Here is a 23,191-nt window from a genome sequence, read left to right as displayed (position 1 = left end):
GGGCGGGGCATGAATTTCCGCCGTATATTCCTGATTGCCGTGCCATACCTGTGGCTGGCCGCGCTGTTTCTGGTGCCCTTCGGGATTGTGCTGAAAATATCGCTGTCCGATGGGGCGCTGGCCATTCCGCCCTATATGCCGACACTCGATTTTTCCCAGGGTTGGGCGGGGCTACGCGACTTTTTCAGCCAGCTTGATTTTGAAAACTTTGCCTTTCTAGCCAGCGATGATCTTTACTGGAAGGCTTACCTTTCAAGCCTGCAAATCGCCTTTATCTCGACCCTTGCGACCCTGCTGGTCGGCTACCCCATCGCCTATGGCATGGCGCGCGCGGCACCCGAATGGCGCCCGACATTGATGATGCTGATCATCCTGCCGTTCTGGACCAGTTTCCTGATCCGCGTTTACGCATGGATCGGAATCCTGAGCAATGAAGGGTTCCTGAACCAGATATTGCTGGGCCTTGGGCTGATCGACAACCCGCTTGCGATCCTGAACACCAATACGGCCGTTTATATCGGCATCGTTTATACCTATCTGCCGTTCATGGTGCTGCCGATCTATGCCGCACTGGAAAAAATGGATGAAAGCCTGCTGGAAGCCGCCGAAGATTTGGGTTGTTCGCGCCTGTCGGCATTCTGGCTGGTGACGGTGCCGCTGTCCAAGGCGGGGATCATCGCGGGCTGTTTCCTTGTGTTCATTCCGGCGCTGGGCGAATTCGTCATTCCGTCACTGCTGGGCGGGTCCGAAACCCTGATGATCGGCAAGGTGCTGTGGGAAGAATTCTTTAACAACCGCGACTGGCCCGTGGCCTCGGCGGTGGCGGTGATCCTGTTGTTGATCCTGATCGTGCCCATCGTGCTGTTCCAGCGCAACGAACAAAAACAGCGGGAGGCCGAAGGATGAGACGGTTCTCATGGTTCAATGCCACCGCGCTGACGCTGGGATTTGCCTTTCTGTATCTGCCGATGATCATCCTGATCATCTACAGTTTCAATGAATCCCGCCTCGTGACGGTCTGGGCCGGATTTTCCACCAAATGGTATGGCGAACTGTTCCAGAACGAGGCGTTTTTGAACGCCGCCTGGGTCACGATCAAGGTGGCGTTCTGGTCGTCCACATTTGCGACAATCCTTGGCACGATGGCCGCCTATGTGCTGGTGCGGGGCGGGCGGTTTCTGGGGCGCACGCTGTTTTCGGGGATGATCTATGCCCCGCTCGTGATGCCCGAAGTGATCACTGGCCTGTCGCTGTTGTTGCTGTTCATCGCAATCGGTCTGGACCGTGGTGTGATGACGATCGTGCTGGCCCATGCGACATTTTCCATGTGCTATGTGTCGGTCGTCGTATCCTCGCGGCTTGCCAGTTTTGACCGCTCGGTCGAAGAGGCCGCCCTTGATCTGGGGTGCAGCCCGTTTGATGCATTTCGCCTTGTAACACTGCCCATCATTGCGCCTGCGGTGATTTCGGGTTGGCTCTTGGCTTTTACCCTGTCATTGGATGATCTGGTGATTGCGTCCTTCACCTCTGGGCCGTCCTCGACCACTTTGCCGATCCGGATCTTCAGCGCTGTGCGATTGGGTGTCACACCCGAAATCAACGCGCTTTCGACGATCATGATCGGCATCGTCACGGTCGGGGTGATCACGGCCTCACTTGTCTCAAAGCGCACGATGGCACGTCGGGCAGCGGACGAACGGAAAGCGGAACAAAATGACTGATTTCGAGGCCGAGTATAAGGCCTATTGCAAAGAGTTCGGGGAACCGGACCGGATCGAGCTGATGCTGTGTGACATCAACGCCGTGCTGCGGGGCAAATGGCTGCCTGGCGATCAGGTCAACAAATTTGAACAGGGCACGGTGCGACTGCCGCTGTCGACCTATGCGCCCAATATCCTTGGCACCGAGGTCGAGGCGACAGGCCTTGGCATCCTGATCGGCGATCCTGATGGCGTGATCGTTCCGATCAAAGGCAGCCTGAAACACATGCCTTGGGCCGAGGGCAATGTCGCGCAGGTCTTGGTGGAAATGGTTGATGAGAATGGAAACCTCAGCACGCTATCGACGCGCTACCACCTTCAGCAGGTCGCAGAGCGTTTTGCGGCCAAGGGGCTGACACCTGTCGTCGCGACCGAGCTTGAGTTTTACATCGTGCAAAAGCGCGACGAAAGCACCGATGCGCCGACACCGCCCGAAGGGCTGCCCGATGCGCAGAACTACGACCTTGAGGTGCTGAACCATTCTGAGGCGATCCTGACGGAAATCCTTGATTCCGCACGCGCACAGGGATTGGCCACAGATACCTTGATCGCCGAATATGGCCCCGGCCAGTTCGAGGTGAATTTTCATCATACCGACAACGTTCTGGACGCCGCCGATACGGCGTTGCTGTTCAAACGCATGGTGCTGGCCATCGTTGACAAGCATGGGTTCGAGGCCACCTTTATGGCCAAGCCCTACGCGGACGAGCCGGGCAGCGGAATGCATGTCCATGCCTCTGTGCTGGATAAGGACGGCAAAAACATCTTTGCCGCGACGGTCGAAGACGAAGTGTCCGATACGCTTAGGGCTGCCGTGGGCGGGACGTTGGCGACCATGCGTGACGCGCAAGCGATCTTTGCGCCGCATATGAACTCCTATCGCCGGTTCCAGCCCAACAGCTTTGCCCCTTCGGCCCCCGATTGGGGGGTGGATCATCGCGGCGCGGGTATTCGCCTGCCCGAAATCAACGGCATGGGCGCGCGGCTGGAGCACCGGATCAGCGGTGCCGACGTAAACCCCTATCTTGTGCTGGCCGCGGTGCTGGGTGGTATCCTTTACGGGCTTGAAAACGACTGCCCGCTGCCGTTGCCGCTGGATGATGACCATGCGACCAGTTCCGAACCGCTGACCCACGACTGGACGACAGCCGTGGAATACTTTGCCGACTCCAATTTCATCGCCGACATCTTTGGCGAGGAATATCGCCACATCTATGCCGCCGTGCGCCGTGACGAAATCAGCGAACTCGCCTCGATCATCACGTCCGTGGAATACCGCTATTACCTTAGCCGCTTGTAGGGTCTGACATGTCCAACCTGACTGACCGCATCGCACAGGGGCGCGGGGATACCCCCGCCGATATCGTGCTGCGCGGGGGCCGTGTATTTGATGTGGTGACGGGCGCGTTTCTTGACGGTGACGTGGCGATTTGCGGCGACACCATTGTCGGAACCTGCGCACAATATGATGGACGGCAGATTGTCGATGTGACCGGTTTGACGCTGGTGCCCGGTTTCATTGACACGCATCTGCATATCGAAAGCAGCCTTGTCACCCCGTTTGAATTTGACCGTCTGGTGACGCCGCTTGGCGTGACCACTGCGATCTGCGACCCCCATGAGATTGCCAATGTGCTGGGTGTCGCGGGGATTGACTATTTCCTGCAAGCAGCGCTTGAAACCGTGCTTGATATCCGCGTGAACCTGTCGTCCTGCGTGCCCTCGACCGATATGGAAACCTCGGGCGCGCGGATCGAGGCGGGTGACCTGATCCCGCTGATGGACGACCCGGCAGTGATCGGGCTGGCCGAGGTGATGAACTATCCCGGCGTGATCCACCGCGATCCCGGCTTGATGGCGAAACTTGACGCATTCGCAGGGCGCCACATTGACGGTCACGCGCCCATGCTGTCGGGGCGCGATCTGAATGCCTATATCGCTGCGGGAATCCGCACCGAACACGAGGCAACGACCGCGAACGAAGCCCGCGAAAAGCTGCAAAAGGGCATGCGCGTGCTGATCCGCGAAGGGTCGGTCAGCAAGGACATGGAAGCGCTGCTGCCGCTGCTGAGCGAGGCGACCTCGCCCTATATGTGCCTGTGCACGGACGATCGTAACCCGCTCGATATCGGTGAACACGGCCATCTGGATTTCGTGATCCGCACGGCGATCGCGCGCGGGGTGCCGCCCTTGGCGATCTACCGCGCCGCGAGCCTATCTGCGGCCGAAGCGTTCGGCCTGAAAGATCGCGGCCAGATCGCGCCGGGCAAACGGGCTGATATTGTCGCACTTGGCGCGCTGGAAAACTGCGATGCGCAACTGGTGTTTTGCGGCGGCGTGCAGGTCGGGCAGGCGGCGTTTGATGCCCGCAGGATCGTGCCCCCGATCGGGCGCGGATCGGTCAAGGCGCCCGCCGTCACCGCCAGCGATTTTCGCAATACGTCGAACAAGACAGACACCGATGTGATCGGCATCCTCCCGGGCAAGATCATTACCGAGCACCTGCATTTCGACATCGCTATCACCGATGGGGACAAGTCAGCCGATCTGGCGCGTGATCTGGTGAAAATCGCCGTGGTGGAACGGCACGGGATCAATGGCAATATCGCAACGGGGTTCGTGCAGGGGTTCGGATTGCAGCGCGGCGCGCTGGCCTCGACCGTCTGTCACGACCATCACAACATCGCCTGCGTCGGCGTGAACGACGCCGATATGGCGCTGGCGGCCACGCGGCTGGGCGAACTCGAGGGCGGGTTCGTCGTGGTCGCGGATGGCAAGGTGCTGGCGGAACTGGCGCTGCCCGTCGCGGGGCTGATGAGCCTTGAACCCTTTGAAGTGGTGCGCGCCGCGCTGGAGGACCTGCGTGACGCCGCGCGCGGTCTTGGCGTCACGCTGGACGAGCCGTTCCTGCAACTGGCCTTTCTGGCGTTACCCGTGATCCCGATGCTCAAGATCACCGATCGCGGGCTGGTGGATGTTGCCAGGTTTGAAATCATCGCGTGACGGGGCGTGGGTCAAGACCCACCTTACCCGTCAGCTGGTAACGTGGGTTTCAACCCACCTGCCCCAAGGGCGTGGTGCGCATCATATTGCGACAAGAACACCTCGCCCGTCAGGTCATCCAGAAAATGCGAGCGCTGCAAACGGTCCATCACCGGCCCTTTCACTTCGGACAGATGCAGGCGCATGCCAAGGTCGCGCAGGCGCGCATTGATCGCTTCAAGGCTTTCCAGCGCCGACATGTCGATCTCGTTGATCGCCGAACACATCAGCACCACATCACGCAGGTTCTTGTCAGCGATGACACGGTCATAGATGTAATCCTCAAGGTAGCGCACATTGGCAAAATAAAGGCTTTCGTCAATCCGCAGCGTTAAAAGGGTCGGAAAGGTCAAAACTTTGTGGCGTTTGATATTGCGGAAATGCTGGGTGCCCGCGACAAGGCCGACCTCGGCGATATGCGGTTTTGACGACGTGTAAAGATGCAGAAAGATCGAGATGATCACACCCGCGGACACACCTACCTCGACGCCAAAGCCAAGGGTTAGCACAATGGTGGTCAAGACAGCCAGAAAGTCGGCCCGCGAGTAGGTCCAGGTGCGTTTCAGGATGCCGAAATCGACCAGCGACAGCACGGCGACGATGATCGTCGCAGCCAGCGTGGCCTTGGGCAGGAAAAAGATCAGCGGCGTCAGCGCGAGCGCGGCGAGCGCCAGCCCGATTGCCGTATATGCGCCTGCCGCGGGGGTCTGCGCACCGGCGTCGAAATTCACGACCGAACGCGAAAACCCGCCCGTGACCGGGTAACCGCCTGTAAAAGCCGCACCGATGTTTGCCGCCCCCAGACCGATCAATTCCTGATCGGGATCAATACGTTGGCGTTTCTTGGCGGCAAGGGTCTGCGCCACGGAAATGGATTCCACAAAACCGATGATCGAAATCAGCAGGGCCGGAATGAACAGCGCTTGCACCAGATCAAGCGAAAGGTTCGGCATGGTCAGCGGCGGCAGGCTTTGCGGCACGTCGCCGACGATATTGACGCCCTGCGCATCCAGATCGAACAGCCAGACCGTAACCGTTGTCACGACAACGGCCGCGACGGGGCCGGCCTTGGTGCCGATGTCGGCGGCGCGTTTGGACAGGCCGACCCCCAGCAGCAGCGGTTTCAAGCCCTTGCGCACCCAGAACAGGAACCCGGTAGCCGCAGCACCAAGACCCAGCGTGATCATATTTGTCTCGGGCAGGTGACGCCACAGGCTTTCGACCAGTTCGATCAAGGTATGCCCGCCCGCATCGATCCCCAGAATATGTTTCAACTGGCTGGCCGCGATCAGCACGCCCGAGGCGGTGATGAACCCCGCAATCACCGGGTGGGAAAGGAAATTCGCAAGAAATCCCAGCCGGAACACCCCCATCAGCAGCAAGATACCGCCCGACAGGGCCGCAAGCGTAATCGCAGCAGCGATATACCCGGCAGTGCCAGCCGCGGCCACGTCACCAATCGCGGCGGCCGTCATCAGGGACACAACCGCCACAGGCCCGACCGCCAGCGCGCGCGAGGTGCCGAAAATCGCGTAAAGGATGATCGGCGCGATTGAGGCATAAAGCCCCATTTCCGGCGGCAGCCCTGCCAGCAGGGCATAGGCCAGCGATTGCGGGATCAGCATGATCGTCACGATCAGCGCAGCGATCAGATCATTGGACAGGGTCGCACGATCATAGGTGCGACCCCAGTCAAGGATAGGCAAATAGCGGGACAGAGGGCGGGACATAAGCAGCTTTCATCGGGGCGAGGCCGCCGGGCCCCGCCTGTTGTTGTGGTCGGTTCTATTCAGAGTTAGCTGGCCGAGACTTTTTCCGGCTTGGCCAACCATTCGCGTCCCCGCAGCATGGCTTTCCAGTAAACGGGGGGCAGGATCTTTTCCTTGAGCAGCCAGGCCGCGCGGGTCGGTTTCGTGCCGTCAATCATCCACTTGGGAAAGCTGGGCAGCAGGGTGCCGCCATAGCCGAACTCGGCCAGCACGATCTTGCCCCGTTCGACTGTCAGCGGACATGAGCCATAGCCGTTGTATTGCGCCACTGCGGACTTGCCGTTGATATCGGCAATCACGTTATCGGCGACGACCGGTGCCTGCATCCGCGCGGCGGCGGCGGTCTTGGCGTTGGGTGCATTCATCACGTCACCCAGCGACCAGATGTTGTCGTATTCGGCGTGGCGCAGGGTCGCCTGATCCACATCGACCCATCCAGCGGCGTCTGCCAGCGGCGAGACACGGATGAAATCGGGCGCGGATTGCGGCGGGGTGACATGCATCATGTCAAATTCAACGGCGATCCGTTCCACAGCGGTGTCGGGTTTTGCCACGTCAAACCACGCGGTTTTCGAGGGGCCATCCACCGCCACTAGGTTGTGGAAAAAGTTGAGGTCGGCATCGTATTTCTTCACGTATTCCTCGAGCGCAGGCACATAGTCCTTGATGCCGAACAACACGCCCCCGGCATTCATGAACTGGATGTCGATATTGGGCAGGCTGCCATTGCGCAACCAGTGATCACCCGAGAGATACATCGCCTTTTGCGGCGCACCGGCGCATTTGATCGGCATGGGCGGCTGGGTGAACAGGGCGCGCCCCAGTGTCATGTTGCTGACCAGCTCCCAGGTGTAGGGGGCCAGGTCATAACGGTAGTTCGAGGTCACGCCGTTCTTGCCAAGCGTCTCGACCAACCCGTCAACCTTGTGCCAGTCCAGTTTCAGGCCGGGGCAGACGATCAGGCGTTGGTATTTCACCACGCGGCAACCATCGAGGATGACGGCGCTGTCCTTGGGCTCAAAGGCAGCCACGGCGGACTTGATCCAGTGCACGCCGCGCGGGATCAGGCTGGCCATCGTCTTTGCAGTGGATTGCGCATCAAAGATACCGCCACCCACCATGGTCCAGCCGGGCTGGTAGTAATGGATATCGGCGGGATCAATGATCGCGATGTCCAAGCCCGTGGTGCGGGATTGAATGCTTGCGGCCACCGCGATCCCGGCCGCGCCCGCCCCGACGATCACCACATCATAGGATGCATCGGCGCGGTCGGTCGGGGTCTTGCCGCCATTGACGATGCGGCGCACGACGCCCGCCATATCGTATCCGGCAGATTTCGTGGCTGCCAGAATATCCGCCACGCTCAGGGTCTTGGCCTGTGTCAGCGACCACAGGGTCGCCGAGCGCGTGCCCGTGCGGCAATAGGCCAGCACGGGTTTGGGCAATTCATCCATCGTGGCGGCGAAGGCATCGGCGTCCGCATCCTGCACCTTGCCGGCCACAACCGGAACATAGCGCGCTTCAAGCCCGACCGCCTTGGCCGCCGCCTCGATTTCCTCGAATGTCGGCTGGTCGGCCCCCTCACCATCCGGGCGATTGCAAATCACCGCGCGGTAGCCTTGATCAGCGATCTTTTGCAGATCGCTGGCCAGAATTTGTGGGCTGACCGAAAGGGTCGCATTGATGGCGCGCAGATCCATGTTGGGTCTCCTTACAGGGCGTTGACAGGCACTTTGAGCATCGGATTGCCGTCTTCGTCCGTGGGGATGTCACCGGCACGCATGTTCACTTGCAGCGAGGGGATGATCAGCCGTGGCATATCCAGAACAGCGTCACGCTCGGTGCGGAATTTCACGAACTCCTCGCGCGATTTGCCGCCGCCCACGTGGATGTTATGGGCCTTTTCGTCGCCCACGGTGGTTTCCCAGGCAATGTCGCGGCCGTTGGGGCCGTAATCGTGGCACATAAACAGGCGCATCTCGTCGGGCAGGGCCAGCACCTTTTGGATGCTGTCATAGAGCGTGCCCGCATCACCACCGGGGAAATCGGCACGTGCCGAGCCGCCATCGGGCATGAACAGGGTGTCGCCGGTAAAGGCGGCGTTGCCCATCACATGCACCATGCAGGCGGGCGTGTGGCCGGGCGTATAGAGCGCGATCGCGTCCATATTGCCGATCTGATAGCTGTCGCCATCCTTGAACAGGGCGTCGAACTGGCTGCCGTCACGCTGAAATTCGGTGCCTTCGTTGAAGACTTTGCCGAATGTGTCCTGCACAACCATGATCTGGTCGCCGATACCGATCTTGCCGCCCAGCTGTTGCTGGATATAGGGCGCAGCCGACAGGTGGTCGGCGTGGACGTGGGTTTCGATGATCCATTGCAGGTCAAGACCCTTGTCGCGGATATAGGCGATCATCATGTCGGCGTGGTCATAGGTGATGCGCCCTGCCGCGTAATCGATGTCCATGACGCTGTCGACGACGGCGCAGGCATTGCTGGTCGGGTCCTTGACGACATAGGAAATGGTGTTTGTGGCCTCGTCGAAAAAGGCTTCGACCTCGGGTTTGACGTCCATATGGATGGGGTAGTTACTCATGGTGTTCTCCAATCAGTGTGCTTTGGTTGCGGCGCGGTTGACCATCACGGCGCCAAGGCCTTTTGCGGCAAAGATACCTGCCAGCAATGCGGCGACGAAAATGAATACCTCGATCTTGCCCGTGCCAAGGGCAGGCAGCGCTCCACCCGGGCAAAAGCCGGACATGCCCCAGCCGATCCCGAACAACGTGCTGCCGCCAATCAGCTTGGCATCAATCGTGGTGTTGGATGGCAAGTGGAATTTGGTATCCATCGCCGGGGTCTGGCGTTTCAGCACCAGCCGGTAGCCGATAAAGGTGACGATCACAGCGCCCCCCATCACAAAGCCAAGGCTGGGATCCCAAGTGCCTGCAAAATCAAAGAAGTTCAGGACTTTGGCTGGGTTCGCCATGCCGGAAATGGAAATGCCGACGCCAAAGACAAGGCCAATCAGGTAGGTTGAAATAAGACGCATCTGATTATCCTCCGATCACGTGGCGAATGACATAGACAGTGATTGCGGTGGCAATCATGAACGTTGTCGTGGCGGCGATGGAACGGCGCGACAGGCGGGCCATGCCGCACACCCCGTGACCCGAGGTGCAGCCCGATCCCCAGGTGACGCCCATACCGACGATAAAACCGCCGACGATCATTGTGGTGGTGTTGATCGGCACCTCGACCGCTGGCATTTCGCCGGTAAACAGCAGATAGACCAGCGGGCCGGTGACCATGCCGGCCAGAATGGCGGCGCGCCAGGCCCAGTCCTGGCGGTTGTTGGGTTGCATGAACCCTTCAAAAATCCCTGTGGCGCCAAAGATGCGCCCAAGGGTCAGCATCAGCAGGACCGAAGCAAGGCCGATCAGCCCGCCTCCGAACAGGGATTGATATGGTGTAAAGTCTGTCATGTGTCAGTGTCCTTATTGCAGCTGGGGCACGTGGCACGGGCAGAATCGCCCGTTCCCTTGCCTTATGCGGAAATCTAAGCATATCGTCGGTGACATTGTCACACATTAGGTAAATGAAATGTATTTACCTGGCGGCAGGTTTCAAGTGGCGCTTTGTGCAAGGCCCGTCAGCCCCGCCACATCCGTGACCTTGATCGCGCCGCGGGTCTGGCTGACCCAGCCGCGACGGTGAAATTCCTGTAACTGGCGCGAGATGACCTCGCGCGCGGTGCCAAGCTCGGCCGCCATCTGTTGGTGGGTGGCGTTGATCACCTGATCCTTGCCCGCCAGTTCCAGCAGGCGCTGGGCCAGCCGGATATCGACGCGATGAAAGGCGACCTCCTCGATCACCATGAACAGGTCGGTGATCCGGCGCGAATAGGCGGAAAAGACAAACTGGCGAAAGGTTTTCGACTGCGAAATCAGATCGTCAAACACCGTGCGCGGGATTGCAACGGCCTGCACATCGGTTTCGGCAATCCCTTCGGCACTGTAATCTTCGTAGGCCAGTAGGCAGGCGGTGGTCAGCACGCAGCTTTCGCCGGCATGGACCCGATAAAGCACGATCTCGCGTCCCTGATCCGAAATTTGCTGCACCCGCACCGTGCCCTCCAGCAGCAACAGCAGGTTTTCAGGCGCTTTTCCGGGGCCGAAAATCACCGTGTCCTTGGGCACCGCCACGATCACGCCCCGCGCGGTCAGGATATCACGGATCGGCGCTTCGAGTGATGCAAGTCCGATAAAGCGCGAAATCCAGTCCATGATAGCGTCCTTTTGGGCAGTGATCCCATGCGTTTAAGGGTTGCGCGGGCGGGGTGCAATCGTGGCGTTCTGGCGCGTGACGTGTCGTGTGCGCCACGCGGGGCGGCGTTTGTGCGCTTGCACATGGGGGCGTGACACAGCACATATGCGTCCAAATTGGTTACCTGCCGGAGAATCCACATGATCCTGTCCCGTCGCGCCCTGTTGGGCAGCACCCTTGCCGCAACCCTTTTGGCCGGTGCGGCCGTGGCGCAAGAGGTCACGCTGCGCCTGCACCAGTTCCTGCCCGCCACATCCGTCGTGCCAGCCGAAATTCTGGACGTCTGGGCCGACAAGGTCGAGGCCGATAGCGACGGGCGCATCGAAATCCAGCGTTTCCCGTCCATGCAGCTGGGCGGCACGCCGCCGCAGCTTTATGATCAGGCCGTTGATGGTGTCGCCGATATCATCTGGACCGTCGCTGGTTATACGCCAGGCCGTTTCCCCCGTGCCGAGGTGGTGGAACTGCCCTTCATGATGACCAACGCCGAGGCCACATCGCGCGCGCTTTGGGAACTGGCCGAAAGCTACATGCTCGATGACGATTTTGCCGATGTCAAAGTGCTCGCGCTATGGGTCCACGGGCCGGGCGTGCTGCATACCAACCGTCCCATTACCGAAATCGCCGATCTGGACGGGCTGAAACTGCGCGCGCCCTCGCGCACCACGACGATGCTGTTTCAGGCGCTGGGCGCGACGGCTGTGGGCATGCCCGTGCCTGCCGTCCCCGAGGCCCTGTCCAAAGGCGTGATCGACGGTGCGGCCCTGCCTTGGGAAGTGACCGAAGCCCTGCGTGTGCACGAGCTAGTCGACAACCATACCGAATTCGGCGATGCGTCCATTTACACGCTGGCCTTTGTTTTTGCAATGAATCTGGATGCCTACAATGCGCTCCCTGACGACCTCAAGGCGGTGATCGACGCCAATTCGGGGCTTGAATTTTCCGCCTTTGCCGGGCGCACCCATCAGGCGTTTGATGCGCCCGTGCGCCAGGTCGCGGTCGACCGGGGCAACAATATCATCACGCTCTCGCCGGAACAGGTAGAGGAATGGCGCGCCGCTGCGGCCCCGACCGTGGACACATGGATCGCCGAAATGGACGCGCGCGGTATCGATGGCGCGGCACTGGTCGACGAGGCGCGCGCGCTGATCGCCGAAAACACGGACGCGCAATAGGGCTGCACCAACGGGGCGGGGATGCTGCATCGGTTCATGATGACCTTGGCTACGGGTATGGCCCTGCTTGGCGGGGTCGTGCTGCTGGGGCTGATCGCGATTGTCGGCATTTCGGTGCTGGGGTTGCAGGTGAACGGATTTGGCCATCTGGCATGGGTCGAAACCACCGCACCGCGCTTTGCGGCCTGGTTGCTGGGCACTGGTGTTGGCCCGCTGACAGGGGATTACGAACTTGTCGCGGCAGGTGCGGCATTCGCGGTCTTCGCCTTTTTGCCGATCTGTCAGATCACCGGCGGGCACGCCACGGTCGATCTTCTGGCGGACCGGTTTTCGCAGCCCGTGCGCCGCGCCCTCACGGCTTTCTGGGAGGTGGTGCTGGCAGCCGCCCTGATCCTGATCGCGGCGCGGCTGACGGTTGGCACTCTTGATAAACTGGGCAACGGCGAAACCAGCTATCTCATTCAGTTTCCGTTGTGGTGGTCATATGCGGCCAGCAGTGTCGCTGCGTGGGTCGCCGCCCTCGTGGGCATATACTGCGCAGGCTGGCGGATCGCGCAGGTGCGGGGATGAGCGCGCTTGAACTTGCCGCGTGGTCCTTTCCCGTCTTTCTGGCGATGATCGCCCTGCGCGCGCCGATCGGGCTGGCGATGCTGATTTGCGGGCTGGGTGGCACGATCCTGATCACGGGAACGCCCAATATGGTGCTGGCCCGCCTCAAGGGCGACACCTATACGACATTCGCCAATTACGACCTGACCGTGGTGCCGTTCTTTTTGCTGATGGGGCAATTTGCATCCCATTCGGGGATGTCGGCGGCCCTGTTCCGCGCGGCGGCAGCGTTTCTGGGCCACCGCAAGGGCGGGGTGGCGATGGCGGCTGTGGGGGCCTGCGGCGGGTTCGGAGCGATCTGCGGGTCGTCGCTGGCGACCGCGGCCACGATGGGGCGTGTGGCCCTGCCGGAACTGCGTCGCTATGGCTATGAAGGGGGATTTGCGTCAGCGGCCCTGGCGGCAGGCGGCACCCTGGGTATCCTGATCCCGCCATCGGTGATCCTGGTGATCTATGCCACACTGACCCAACAAAATATCGCCGAACTGTTCGTCGCTGCCGTGGTGCCGGGGATCATCGCGGCGCTTGGCTATATGGTGGTGATCGCGATCTACGTGCGCTTGGTGCCAAACAGCGCCGGTGCGCGCCCAGCCCTGCCGTGGCCCGAACGCTTGCGCGCGCTGGCCGATGTCTGGCCGGTGTTGCTGGTGTTTGCGCTGGTCGTTGGTGGTATCTATCGTGGCTGGTTCACGCCCACCGATGGCGCGGCGATTGGCGCACTGGCCACGGGGGGGATTGCCGCCGTGACAGGACGGCTGGGCTGGGTTGGCCTGCGTCAATGCCTGATTGCCACGGGCAAACAGACGGCGATGATTTTCTTTATCATTCTGGGGGCCGCCTTCTATCGCGGCTTCCTTGCATTGGCGCAGGTGCCGCAGGAATTGACCGACCTTGTGGCAAGCTATGCCTTTGCGCCGATGACCGTGCTGATCATCGTGCTGGTGTTCTACCTGATCATGGGCTGCCTGATGGACAGCCTGTCGATGATCTTGCTGACCGTCCCTATTTTCTGGCCTGTGATCAGCGGGTTGGAGTTTGGCCTTCCACCCGATGACCTGGCGATCTGGTTCGGGATTCTGGTGCTGATTGTCGTCGAGGTCGGGCTGATCACGCCGCCTGTGGGCCTTAACTTGTTCGTCATTCACAAGATCGACGGGAAAACGCCGATGGGGCGCACGTTTCGCGCCGTGCTGCCGTTTGTGGCGTCAGATGTGGTGCGCGTGGCGCTGTTGGTGACCTTTCCGGCGATCACGCTTTTCGCGATTTCCTAGCCCCGGTTGAGGGTGATATCCGCGGGGCGCGAGTGTTCAATCACGCCCTGCGCATTGGGGATATCGTTGCTTTCGGCGCGCCGTGTGGCCGCAGGGCTGCTCAGGCCGTGTGACAACCAGCGCTGGATCAGGCGTGCGCGCAGGTCGGCCATCGGCACATCCAGCATCACCGTTAGATCCCACAGCGGTTCCAACTGGTCCCAGGGGGCCGTGTCCATCAGCAGATAATTGCCCTCGGCCAGAATGACCTGACAGTCATGCGGCACAATCTCGGCCCCGGCAATGGCAATGTCGCGGGCGCGGTCAAAAACCGGAATGGCAACATCACCCCCGGCGCGTAACCGTTTGACCATATGCACAAATCCGTCTGCATCAAAGGTCTCTGGGGCGCCCTTGCGCGCCAGTATCCCACGGGTCTTCAAAATCGCATTGTCCAGATGAAATCCGTCCATCGGCACCACGGCGGCGCTGCATTTCTGGCCGGTCAAACGGCGCGCGACCTCGGCTGCGAGGGTGGATTTTCCGCTGGCAGGCGCGCCGCATATCGCGACGATCATACGGACTTGATCTTTGCGCATCTCGTGGATGCGCTCGGCAATTTCATTGACCTGCAAGGTGACGTTGATCATATCCGGAGCGGCCCTGTTTTGATCCAAACTATCGGGTCAGCGCGCAGGGCGCGAGAGGAAAGTCAGGGCCGAACGAATATCCGCCGATTTCAGTCGGCAAGCAGACGGCCTGCCTCTTTGCGGGCAAAGGGTTTCATGCGTGCGCCGTATTGGTTCAGAAACGCATGCACCCGTTCGGGATCGTGTTTGGACAGGTCGCGCAACCACCAGGCTACGGCCTTTTGGATGAACCATTCGGGATCGTCCACATAGCCCGCCGCCCAGCCAAGCACCTGTTCCCGAATGGCAATTTCACCCGGCTTGGGGTTGTTCTGCTTGGTCCAGGGCAGGGTCATCACAAGCGCCGCGCGCCGCGTCCACAGATGATCAGATGTGGTCCACTGCTCCAACTGCTGCACCCGATCGGGTTGCCAGACCAGCCGTTTCTGCCCGGCGATACTGGCGTGGTCAGCCACGGCCCAGGCATCGAAATCCGGCACCCAGGACGCGATCAGATCCCACGCCGGATTGTCATCGGGCCGGATGCGCGCCTGGGTCAGCAGTTTGGCGGCAGCGATGCGGGCCTCGTGAATATTTGTGCGCCACAGCCCATCGGCCAAGGCAACGCGGGCCGGGGCATCCAAGGCCGCGCGCCAGTCCTTGACATAGGCATCAATCGCCGGGTTGGCGACACCCAGATAGGGGCGGTCAATCTTGTGATAGCGCGCCATCTCGCTGGCCTTGTCGGCATTGGCAGTTGCGCGCAATTGATCAAGGGCGGTGTCAGGCGTCATCGGGTCAACTGATGGGTCAGATGCGCCTTAATCGTGGGCCATTCCGGCGCAGTGATCGAATAGACGGCGGTGTCGCGGATCGTGCCGTTGTCAGCCACCATATGCGCACGCAGGATACCATCGAGTTGCGCGCCCAAACGTTCAATCGCGCGGCGCGACTGGCTGTTCAGGCGATGGGTGCGAAACTCAACGGCGATACAGCCCAGATGATCAAAAGCATGGCCCAGCATCAGCAGCTTTGCTTCGGTATTGAGCGGCGTGCGTTGCACGCTTGGCCCCAGCCATGTGGAGCCGATTTCAACGCGCTTGTTCAGCGCATCCGTGTGCATATAGGTCGTCATGCCCACGGGCGTGCCCTTGGGTGTCATCACCGTAAAGGGCTGCATATCGGGCAGGGACAGGCGGCGGTCAATTTCGGCCGACATGCCGTCGGGGGCGGGGATGGACGTATACCAAAGCGGCCCCAGATCGGCGGCTGCGCGGGCCAGATCAGCGGCGTGATCCTGCGACAAGGGCGCAAGGATCACATGATCGCCCGTCAGGGTGACGGGGGCGGGCCATGTCATTCGACGGTCACCGATTTGGCCAGATTGCGGGGCTGATCGACGTCCGTGCCCTTGGCGACAGCCGTGTGATAGGCCAGCAATTGCGCAGGGATCGCATAAAGGATTGGCGCAAGAAAGGGATCAACCTCGGGCATGATGATGGTTTCCCAAACGCCATCACCGGCTTCCTCGGCGCCCTTTTTGTCGGTGATCAACAAGACCTTCCCACCGCGTGCCATGACCTCTTGCATGTTGCTGATGGTCTTGTCGAAAAGCGCGTCACGCGGGGCCATGACGATCACCGGCACATGTTCATCGACCAGCGCGATGGGGCCATGTTTAAGTTCACCTGATGCATAAGCTTCGGCGTGTATATAACTGATTTCTTTCAGCTTTAGTGCACCTTCCAAGGCCAGCGGATACATCGGCCCACGGCCCAGAAACAGGATATCACGGGCCTCGGCCAGCTTGCGCGAAACGGTCTGGCTACGTCCCTCGATCCCAAGGGCGGCGTTCATCAGACCGGGCATTGCGCGCAGGTTCGTGGACATCTGCGCGGCTGTTTCTGAATTGATCCGGCCACGGTCGGTCGCGGCCTTGATCGCCATCATCGCCAGCACCGTCAACTGGCAGGTAAACGCCTTGGTCGAGGCGACGCCGATTTCGGTGCCGGCCAGAATGGGAAGGGGCAAATCGCTTTCCCGCGCGATCGAACTTTCAGGGACATTGACGACGCTGACGATCTGTTCCGCTTTGCCCGCGCAATAGCGCAGTGCCGCGAGCGTATCGGCCGTTTCACCCGATTGGCTGACGAACAATGCCACCGTGCCTTTGGTGATGGGCGGTTCGCGGTAGCGGAATTCGGATGCCACATCGACCTCGACAGGCAGTCCGGCAAGCTGTTCAAACCAGTATTTCGCCGTCAGGCAAGCGTAGAAGGCGGTGCCGCATGCCACCATCGTCAGGCGGTCAATCTGGGTGAAATCAAGCCCCGGTTCGGGCAGGGTGATGCGGCCATCCTCGGCCAGATAATGCCCCAGCGCACCGGTCAATACGGTCGGCTGTTCGGCGATTTCCTTGGCCATGAAGTGTTTGTGGCCGCCCTTGTCGATCATCGCCGTGTCAATCTGGATCACACGCATATCGCGGTTCGCCAGTTTCCCCGCAGCGTCGCGAATTTCGACGGAATTGCGGGTGACGATGGCCCAATCGCCCTCGTCAAGGTAGGTAATCCGGTCCGTCATCGGCGCCAGCGCGATGGCATCCGAGCCAACGAACATCTCGCCATCGCCGTGCCCGATTGCCAGTGGGGAGCCTTTGCGTGCCGCAATCAGCAGGTCGTCTTCGCCGTCAAACAGGAAACACAGCGCATAGGCCCCTTCCAGTCGGGCGATGGTTTGTTCTGCCGCATCGCGCGGCGCAAGCCCCTGATCTATAAAGGATTGTGCCAGCAGTGCGATCGTTTCAGTGTCGGTATCGGTGCTGTGGGTGATGCCCTTTTTCGCCAGTTCTTCGCGCAAATCGCGGAAATTTTCGATGATTCCGTTGTGGACCACCGCGACTTTGCCGGCCTGATGCGGGTGGGCATTGTTGACGTTGGGCGCGCCGTGGGTGGCCCAGCGGGTGTGGCCGATGCCGGACTTGCCGGTCAGCGGGTCATACACCAGCGCATCCTGCAGATTGACCAGTTTGCCGACAGCGCGGCGACGATCAAGCCGTCCGTCCTGCACCGTGGCGATCCCGGCGCTGTCATAGCCGCGATATTCCAGCCGCTTGAGAGCCTCAACCAGAATGGGGCCAGCTTCGTGATTACCCAAGACACCTACAATACCACACATTTTTAGGCTCCCTTCGCCGATTTTGCCCGTTTGGATTTTAACTTTTCGAACATTCGCTTGGCGAGACCCGGTTTTACCTCTTGCGGCGCGCGCGACAGGGCCAGGGCCGCGGCGGGGACGTCGCGGGTGATGACGGAGCCGCTGGCGGTCATGGAATCGTCGCCCAAACTGACCGGGGCGACCAGCATCGTGTTGGAGCCGACGAACACCCGTTCGCCTATCACGGTGCGGTGCTTGAACACGCCGTCATAGTTGCAGGTGATCGTGCCCGCGCCGATGTTCGTCGCAGCGCCCACGGTCGCATCGCCGATATAGGACAGGTGGTTAACCTTGGCCCCTTCGGCAATCTGCGCATTCTTCACCTCGACAAAATTGCCGATCCTGACGTTTTCGGCCAGTTCGGCGCCCGGGCGCAGGCGTGCATAGGGGCCAACCACCGCACCGCGGCTCACATGGCAGCCCTCAAGGTGGGAAAAGGCGCGGATCGTGGCGCCGCTTTCGATCGTGACATGGGGGCCGAATACCACATTGGGTTCAATCACCGCGTCACGCCCGACCACGGTGTCATGGGCGAAATAGACGGTGTCCGGGGCCTGCAATGTCACGCCATCTGCCAGCACTTCGGCGCGGCGTGCGGCCTGAAATGCGCCCTCGGCTACAGCCAGTTCGGCGCGCGAATTGATCCCCATCGTTTCGGCTTCTTCGCAGCGCACGACCGTGGCGGACAACCCGCGTGCACGGGCGATGTCGACGATATCTGTCAGGTAGTATTCACCGGCGGCATTGTCGTTCTTGACGGCCGCAACCAGATCAAACAACGTCGCCGCATCTGCCGCGATAACGCCGCTGTTACAAAGGGTTATGGCGCGTTCTTTATCTGTCGCATCTTTGTATTCTACAATCTTTTCCAGCGCTTCGCCTGCCGTCACAAGCCGCCCGTAACGCCCCGGATCAGCGGCCTGAAACCCCAGCACGACAACATCGTGAAACTGTCGCGCGGCGGCCATCGCGGTGAGCGTTTCGGGGCGGATGAACGGCGTATCACCATAAAGGACAATCGCGTCGCCGCTGAAATCGGCCAGTGCGCTTTGCGCCTGTGCCACGCCATGCCCCGTGCCCAACTGTTCGGCCTGCAAGACCACTTCGGCGCGGTCGTCCCATCCCTGCGCGGCTTTGCCCACTGCCTCGGCGCCGTGGCCCGCGACGATGACGGTGCGTTCGGGTTCAAGGCTCGCGCCCGATTTCATCGCATGGATCAGCATCGGCGCGCCGGCAATCTGGTGCAGCACCTTGGGCAAATCGCTGTTCATGCGCGTGCCCATGCCCGCCGCGAGGATTATCAGTGCCGTTGCCATGCGTTCTACCTCAATGCCTTTGCGCCCCTTCTAACGTGGCCCCCTCGCAACGCAAGGGTTAGGGCTTCACATCAGGTGACGCATCGTTACAGATGCACACATTCGCGAGGGAGGCCGCAATGCGCTGCGTTATTTTTGATCTGGACGGCACCTTGGCGGATACCAGCGGGGATTTGATCGCGGCGGCCAATAGCTGTTTTCGCGCGCTGGGTCTGGGTGACCTGCTTGATCCGGCTGCGGATGCGGGCACGGCGCTGAGGGGTGGGCGGGCCATGCTGACCCTCGGATTTTCGCGGGTCCGGGGGTATGGCGAGGACGAGATCTTGCGCCAATATCCCTTGCTTCTTGAGGCTTATGCGCGTGATATCAACAGGCACACGGTGCTTTATGATGGCGCGATGGAGGCTGTCGCAGCCCTGCGCAGTGATGGTTATACCGTCGGAATTGCAACGAATAAACCCGAACGGCTGGCGGATACGCTCTTGCGGCGCCTGGGTGTGCGGGATGAATTTGCCTCGCTGATCGGGGCCGATACGCTGGCGGTGCGCAAACCCGATCCCGAACATCTGTTCGCGGCGGTGCGCGGCGCGGGTGGCGATGTGTCCCGCTGTTGTCTGATCGGCGATACGGCAACGGATCATGCCACTGCGCGCAATGCCGGTGTGCCGTCTGTTTTGGTGACCTTCGGGCCTGCCAAGGCGGATGTCATCGCGATGAAACCGGATGGTTTGCTGAATCATTTCAGGGACTTGCCCGCGATGGTTCAGGACTTGATCGGCTGAAACAGCAGATCGGTGAGGGTCGTCAGGGGGGCGCTGTCCAGCCCGTCGATGGCTGCATCTATGTCCCTGGTCAGCGCATCCCCCAACACAGGTGCGGCGTAGGCGTGGAATTTCGTGGCCAGTTCATCTGGCGTGGGCGCCGCGGTGTGATCCCAGCGTGGTTGCATCCAGTCGCTTCGCAGGCTGCGCCCATCCGTCATTGTAAGCGTCACCCGTGCAAGCCGGGTGGTGGGAAATGCGGCGTTGGCGGCGGCGTCCTCGGTCATCGCCAGTGATTGGGACAGGCGCAGGATTTCGGGGTCGCGCAGCGCCGTGTCGGCGATGTCGGCAGGGGTGATCCCGCCCCGCACCAGCGCAACGGCGCAGGGAAAGGACGTGGAATACTGTGCTTCTTCCGTGGTTTGCGGGGTTGCCGTCGCAAGGCGGATCGCCTCGTGGAAGGTTTCGACAGTGATCCGGGTGACATCGGCAGCCGTCAATCCATGCGCGCGGCGCAGGGCCAATACGCCCTCGATCGGGGCCTGTGCCCAGCGGCACACGGGGTAGGGTTTGTAATATTGTTCCAGCCCATACCAGCGCGTGCCGATGTCGGACCAGACATGCGGCGTCTCTTCGACCGTGATCGCCGGTGCGCCGGTAAAGCCGCCTGCGGCCAGATGGGCTGCCGATACTCCCGCCATCGCGCCCCAGCCCGACCCGTCCTTGACCATCGTCGGGTGATCAATGCACCGCATCATCTGGCTGCGCGGCCCGTGGTATTCGGCGATCCCCAGAGCGTGGCGGGTCTGTTCATGGCCCAGCCCCATCAGGCGGGCGCAGGCGGCGGCGGCCGTCACCGCGCCCCAACTGCCCGAGGTATGGTAGTCCGGCGCGGTGGCGTGCTGCGCGATGGCGGCGCGGGCACCAAACTCGTAACCCATTGCAAGGGTTGTAAGAAAGTCTTGTCCGGGGGTGCCCATGCTATGGGCCACCGGCAGGATCGCCGCCAGCAATGGGCAGCCGATATGGCCTTTGGCGGGGTTGAACCCGTCATGCCCGTCCAGCGCGTCGATTGTCATGCCCGCCGCCAGCGCCACGCCTGCCGCACTTGCGCTGCGCGCATCAAACAGCATCGGCAGGGGGCCGCCAAACTGTGCGGCGGCATGGGCGTGGATCATCCCTGACAGGCGCGTGCCTCGCCCGCCTGCCGCCACGCCGATCAGGTCGCGCAGGGCCAGTTTGGTTTGCGCCTGCACGGCGGTGGGCAGGGCAGACCAGTGCAGGTCGTGGATTAGTTCAAGCGGTGTCATGGCCCCAGCCTTGCTGCGCCGGTGGCTCTGCGCAAGTTCGTTTGCGACATTGCAGGCATTGACGCGCGCGCAGACCCGCCGCAATCTCCTCCCATGAGCGAGATATTCAAAGGCAGTTTCACCCAGCAGGAACCGATCCCCGAGGAGGGGATCGCCGCCGCACTGGCCGTGATGCAAAGCGGGCGTTTGCACCGTTACAACACTGTTGCGGGCGAAGTGGCGCAGGCCGCGCTGCTGGAAGAGGAATTTGCCGCACAGGTCGGGGCGAAATACTGTCTTGCCGTGGCCTCGGGCGGCTATGCCATGACCACTGCGATGCGGGCTTGCGGCGTCAAGGCAGGTGACAGGGTGCTGACCAATGCTTTTACGCTGGCCCCCGTGCCGGGTGCGATTGCCAGCCTTGGCGCGGTGCCTGTCTTTGTCGGCGTGACGACGGATCTGGTGATTGATCTGGATGATCTGGCCGCCAAGCTGGATCAGGCGCGGGTGTTGTTGTTGTCGCACATGCGCGGGCATATTTGCGATATGGATGCGCTGATGGCGCTATGTGACGGGGCAGGCGTCACCGTGATCGAGGATTGCGCCCATACGATGGGGGCCAGCTGGAACGGCGTGCCAAGCGGGCGGCACGGCCGCTTTGGCTGTTATTCGACGCAGACCTACAAACACGTCAATTCCGGTGAAGGTGGGCTGCTGGTCAGTGACGACGCAACGGGCATGGCGCGCGCGATCATGCTGTCGGGCAGCTATATGCTGTTTGAACGCCACCGCGCTGCACCCCCGCCCGAAGTTTTCAAGGATATCAAATACGAAACGCCCAACGTATCGGGGCGGATGGACAACCTGCGCGCGGCGATCCTGCGTCCGCAGTTGCGCCGTTTGGATGAACAGGCCGCGAAGTGGAACGCGCGCTACGCCGTTCTGGAAGGCGGGCTGGCCGACACGGGCGGGCTGACATTGATCGACCGGCCCGAGGCGGAACATTTCGTGGCTTCGTCTTTCCAGTTTCTGCTGCTGGATTGGTTAGCGGATGATGTGCGCGAGGTGATCGCGCGCTGCCTGAAACGCGGGGTTGAACTCAAGTGGTTTGGCGCGGCGGAACCTGCAGGATTTACCAGCCGCTATGACAGTTGGCGCTATGCCCCAAGCACCCCAATGCCCGCCAGTGACCGCGTGTTGGCGGGGATCATTGATTTGCGTCTGCCACTGACCTTCAGCCTTGCGGATTGCGCCCAGATCGCGCGGATCATCCGGGCCGAGGTGAGCGCGGTGTATCAGGCCGCCTAGTCGGCGCTGTCGCAAACCCAGACGACCTTGCCCAGGACCCGGTAAGGCACCTGTTCGTCGCCGCGCAGGATGCGCAACGGGCGGTTGTCCTGGGTGACGGCCAGCAGATCGGGGGCGGGGGTGTCAAGGCGGGCGTAATGCAACACGCCGCGGTCGGTTGCGCAGAAAATCCCCTTGCCGTCGGGCGTGGCGTGGCCCGCATCGATGAGCGCAAGCGCGCCTTTTCGCAGTGCTGGTGACATTGCATCGTCCAGCACCGGCGCAAAGCTCAGGTGTTCGGGGTCCAGATCGCGCGCCGCGACCCATGCGCGCGACAGGGCCACGGGTGCCGTGCCCTGAAATTGCGGGCTTGCGGCGCGATGATAGGGGATGGGCAGAAACCCGGCGCGCAAGGCTTCGCGCTGGCCGGTCGGGTTGGCGGAGTCGGGCTCGCCAAAGCCGCCGGTCTGTGTGGGCGCGCTCTGCGTCCGCTCGGGTCCAAAGTAAAACTCCAGCTCCAGCACTGCCGCCAATTTTTGCAGGGCCGTTGCGTTGTAGCGTTTGTCGGTTCCGGTGTCCGCGCGCATGTTCTTGATCAGCGACGGGTTGCCAACGGCCAGCCGCGAGGCTGCAGCGGCCGTAAGGCCTTTGCGCTGCAATGCCTTGTCAATTGCGTCCAAGATCGGGTCCATCCAGCCGGTTAACCTTAAAGTCTTTTTTCAGGCAATGGTGTCCACTTATGGCTTTATACAAAAGGTCACTTAT

General features: G+C 61.3%; 22 protein-coding genes. 9 read left to right on the top strand and 13 right to left on the bottom strand.

Translation table 11 applies throughout. The features are described 5' to 3' along the window. The first annotated feature begins 9 nt into the window (after positions 1 to 9). Genes FTO60_RS10150 through ade form a run of 4 tightly spaced genes read left to right on the top strand, consistent with a single transcriptional unit; the run spans position 10 to position 4,763 of the window. On the top strand, positions 10 to 906 hold the full coding sequence (locus FTO60_RS10150) for an ABC transporter permease subunit (RefSeq protein ID WP_148055855.1): 897 nt from the start codon (positions 10 to 12) through the stop codon (positions 904 to 906). Continuing rightward, complete coding sequence (locus FTO60_RS10145) at positions 903 to 1,721, top strand: ABC transporter permease (protein ID WP_148055854.1); 819 nt, start codon at positions 903 to 905, stop codon at positions 1,719 to 1,721. Before FTO60_RS10150 ends, FTO60_RS10145 begins: the two co-directional genes overlap by 4 nt. Further along, positions 1,714 to 3,060 (top strand): glutamine synthetase family protein, encoded by a 1,347-nt coding sequence (locus FTO60_RS10140; RefSeq protein WP_148055853.1) that lies wholly within the window; start codon positions 1,714 to 1,716, stop codon positions 3,058 to 3,060. The genes FTO60_RS10145 and FTO60_RS10140 overlap by 8 nt, the downstream gene beginning before the upstream one ends. Positions 3,061 to 3,068: 8 nt before the next feature. Further along, positions 3,069 to 4,763 carry an adenine deaminase gene (ade, locus tag FTO60_RS10135; RefSeq protein WP_148055852.1) on the top strand — a complete coding sequence of 565 codons (1,695 nt, stop codon included), beginning with the start codon at positions 3,069 to 3,071 and terminating at the stop codon, positions 4,761 to 4,763. A 23-nt stretch (positions 4,764 to 4,786) separates the two neighbouring features. Here ade and FTO60_RS10130 read toward each other — a convergent pair whose 3' ends face one another. From FTO60_RS10130 to FTO60_RS10105, 6 genes are all read right to left on the bottom strand, one after another. Further along, a complete protein-coding gene (locus FTO60_RS10130) occupies positions 4,787 to 6,532 on the bottom strand; it encodes a SulP family inorganic anion transporter (RefSeq protein ID WP_148055851.1) in 1,746 nt (581 codons plus the stop codon). A gap of 65 nt (positions 6,533 to 6,597) precedes the next feature. Then, the gene (locus tag FTO60_RS10125) at positions 6,598 to 8,271 is read right to left on the bottom strand and encodes a bifunctional protein tyrosine phosphatase family protein/NAD(P)/FAD-dependent oxidoreductase (RefSeq protein WP_148055850.1); all 1,674 of its coding nucleotides are present in this window, start codon (positions 8,269 to 8,271) and stop codon (positions 6,598 to 6,600) included. A gap of 11 nt (positions 8,272 to 8,282) precedes the next feature. Then, a complete protein-coding gene (locus FTO60_RS10120) occupies positions 8,283 to 9,167 on the bottom strand; it encodes an MBL fold metallo-hydrolase (RefSeq protein WP_148055849.1) in 885 nt (294 codons plus the stop codon). 12 nt (positions 9,168 to 9,179) lie between these two features. Next, the gene (locus tag FTO60_RS10115) at positions 9,180 to 9,620 is read right to left on the bottom strand and encodes a DUF6691 family protein (protein WP_148055848.1); all 441 of its coding nucleotides are present in this window, start codon (positions 9,618 to 9,620) and stop codon (positions 9,180 to 9,182) included. Between the two features lie 4 nt (positions 9,621 to 9,624). Further along, positions 9,625 to 10,053 (bottom strand): YeeE/YedE family protein, encoded by a 429-nt coding sequence (locus FTO60_RS10110; RefSeq protein WP_148055847.1) that lies wholly within the window; start codon positions 10,051 to 10,053, stop codon positions 9,625 to 9,627. A gap of 141 nt (positions 10,054 to 10,194) precedes the next feature. Next, entirely contained in the window at positions 10,195 to 10,854 is a 660-nt protein-coding gene (locus FTO60_RS10105) for a Crp/Fnr family transcriptional regulator (RefSeq protein WP_148055846.1), read from the bottom strand. 180 nt (positions 10,855 to 11,034) lie between these two features. On the opposite strand from FTO60_RS10105, the gene FTO60_RS10100 reads away from it, so the two are divergent. The 3 genes from FTO60_RS10100 to FTO60_RS10090 are packed head-to-tail and all read left to right on the top strand — an operon-like array spanning position 11,035 to position 13,949. Further along, positions 11,035 to 12,069: a TRAP transporter substrate-binding protein gene (locus tag FTO60_RS10100; RefSeq protein WP_148055845.1), complete on the top strand. Its 1,035-nt coding sequence runs from the start codon at positions 11,035 to 11,037 to the stop codon at positions 12,067 to 12,069. Between the two features lie 21 nt (positions 12,070 to 12,090). Beyond that, positions 12,091 to 12,639: a TRAP transporter small permease subunit gene (locus FTO60_RS10095; protein WP_217520541.1), complete on the top strand. Its 549-nt coding sequence runs from the start codon at positions 12,091 to 12,093 to the stop codon at positions 12,637 to 12,639. After that, entirely contained in the window at positions 12,636 to 13,949 is a 1,314-nt protein-coding gene (locus FTO60_RS10090; RefSeq protein WP_148055844.1) for a TRAP transporter large permease, read from the top strand. Before FTO60_RS10095 ends, FTO60_RS10090 begins: the two co-directional genes overlap by 4 nt. Here FTO60_RS10090 and FTO60_RS10085 read toward each other — a convergent pair. The 5 genes from FTO60_RS10085 to glmU all read right to left on the bottom strand — a co-directional run bounded on the left by FTO60_RS10085 (position 13,946) and on the right by glmU (position 19,089). Continuing rightward, positions 13,946 to 14,578, bottom strand: a complete 633-nt coding sequence (locus tag FTO60_RS10085) for a nucleoside triphosphate hydrolase (RefSeq protein ID WP_148055843.1) — start codon at positions 14,576 to 14,578, stop codon at positions 13,946 to 13,948. The two genes, FTO60_RS10090 and FTO60_RS10085, sit on opposite strands and share 4 nt — an antisense overlap. Positions 14,579 to 14,667: 89 nt before the next feature. Continuing rightward, complete coding sequence (locus tag FTO60_RS10080) at positions 14,668 to 15,351, bottom strand: DNA alkylation repair protein (protein ID WP_148055842.1); 684 nt, start codon at positions 15,349 to 15,351, stop codon at positions 14,668 to 14,670. After that, complete coding sequence (locus FTO60_RS10075; protein WP_148055841.1) at positions 15,348 to 15,917, bottom strand: GNAT family N-acetyltransferase; 570 nt, start codon at positions 15,915 to 15,917, stop codon at positions 15,348 to 15,350. The genes FTO60_RS10080 and FTO60_RS10075 overlap by 4 nt, the downstream gene beginning before the upstream one ends. Then, positions 15,914 to 17,734, bottom strand: coding sequence for a glutamine--fructose-6-phosphate transaminase (isomerizing) (glmS, locus tag FTO60_RS10070; protein ID WP_148055840.1), 1,821 nt, complete (start codon positions 17,732 to 17,734; stop codon positions 15,914 to 15,916). The genes FTO60_RS10075 and glmS overlap by 4 nt, the downstream gene beginning before the upstream one ends. 2 nt (positions 17,735 to 17,736) lie before the next feature. Next, positions 17,737 to 19,089, bottom strand: coding sequence for a bifunctional UDP-N-acetylglucosamine diphosphorylase/glucosamine-1-phosphate N-acetyltransferase GlmU (gene glmU, locus FTO60_RS10065; RefSeq protein ID WP_148055839.1), 1,353 nt, complete (start codon positions 19,087 to 19,089; stop codon positions 17,737 to 17,739). Positions 19,090 to 19,208: 119 nt separating this feature from the next. Between glmU and FTO60_RS10060 the strand changes: the two genes are divergently transcribed. Beyond that, on the top strand, positions 19,209 to 19,871 hold the full coding sequence (locus FTO60_RS10060) for an HAD-IA family hydrolase (RefSeq protein WP_148055838.1): 663 nt from the start codon (positions 19,209 to 19,211) through the stop codon (positions 19,869 to 19,871). Here the strand turns inward: FTO60_RS10060 and FTO60_RS10055 are convergent. Beyond that, complete coding sequence (locus FTO60_RS10055; protein ID WP_148055837.1) at positions 19,853 to 21,160, bottom strand: MmgE/PrpD family protein; 1,308 nt, start codon at positions 21,158 to 21,160, stop codon at positions 19,853 to 19,855. The genes FTO60_RS10060 and FTO60_RS10055 overlap by 19 nt on opposite strands. Before the next feature lie 93 nt (positions 21,161 to 21,253). On the opposite strand from FTO60_RS10055, the gene FTO60_RS10050 reads away from it, so the two are divergent. After that, on the top strand, positions 21,254 to 22,447 hold the full coding sequence (locus FTO60_RS10050) for a DegT/DnrJ/EryC1/StrS aminotransferase family protein (RefSeq protein WP_148055836.1): 1,194 nt from the start codon (positions 21,254 to 21,256) through the stop codon (positions 22,445 to 22,447). Here the strand turns inward: FTO60_RS10050 and FTO60_RS10045 are convergent. Next, positions 22,444 to 23,118, bottom strand: coding sequence for a S24 family peptidase (locus FTO60_RS10045; protein ID WP_148055835.1), 675 nt, complete (start codon positions 23,116 to 23,118; stop codon positions 22,444 to 22,446). The genes FTO60_RS10050 and FTO60_RS10045 overlap by 4 nt on opposite strands. Positions 23,119 to 23,191: the final 73 nt, after the last annotated feature.

This window comes from Octadecabacter sp. SW4, from assembly GCF_008065155.1.
GTDB lineage: Bacteria > Pseudomonadota > Alphaproteobacteria > Rhodobacterales > Rhodobacteraceae > SW4.
The sequence above is the reverse complement of the archived record's forward strand: the minus strand, read 5'-3'. Positions and strand labels throughout refer to the sequence as shown.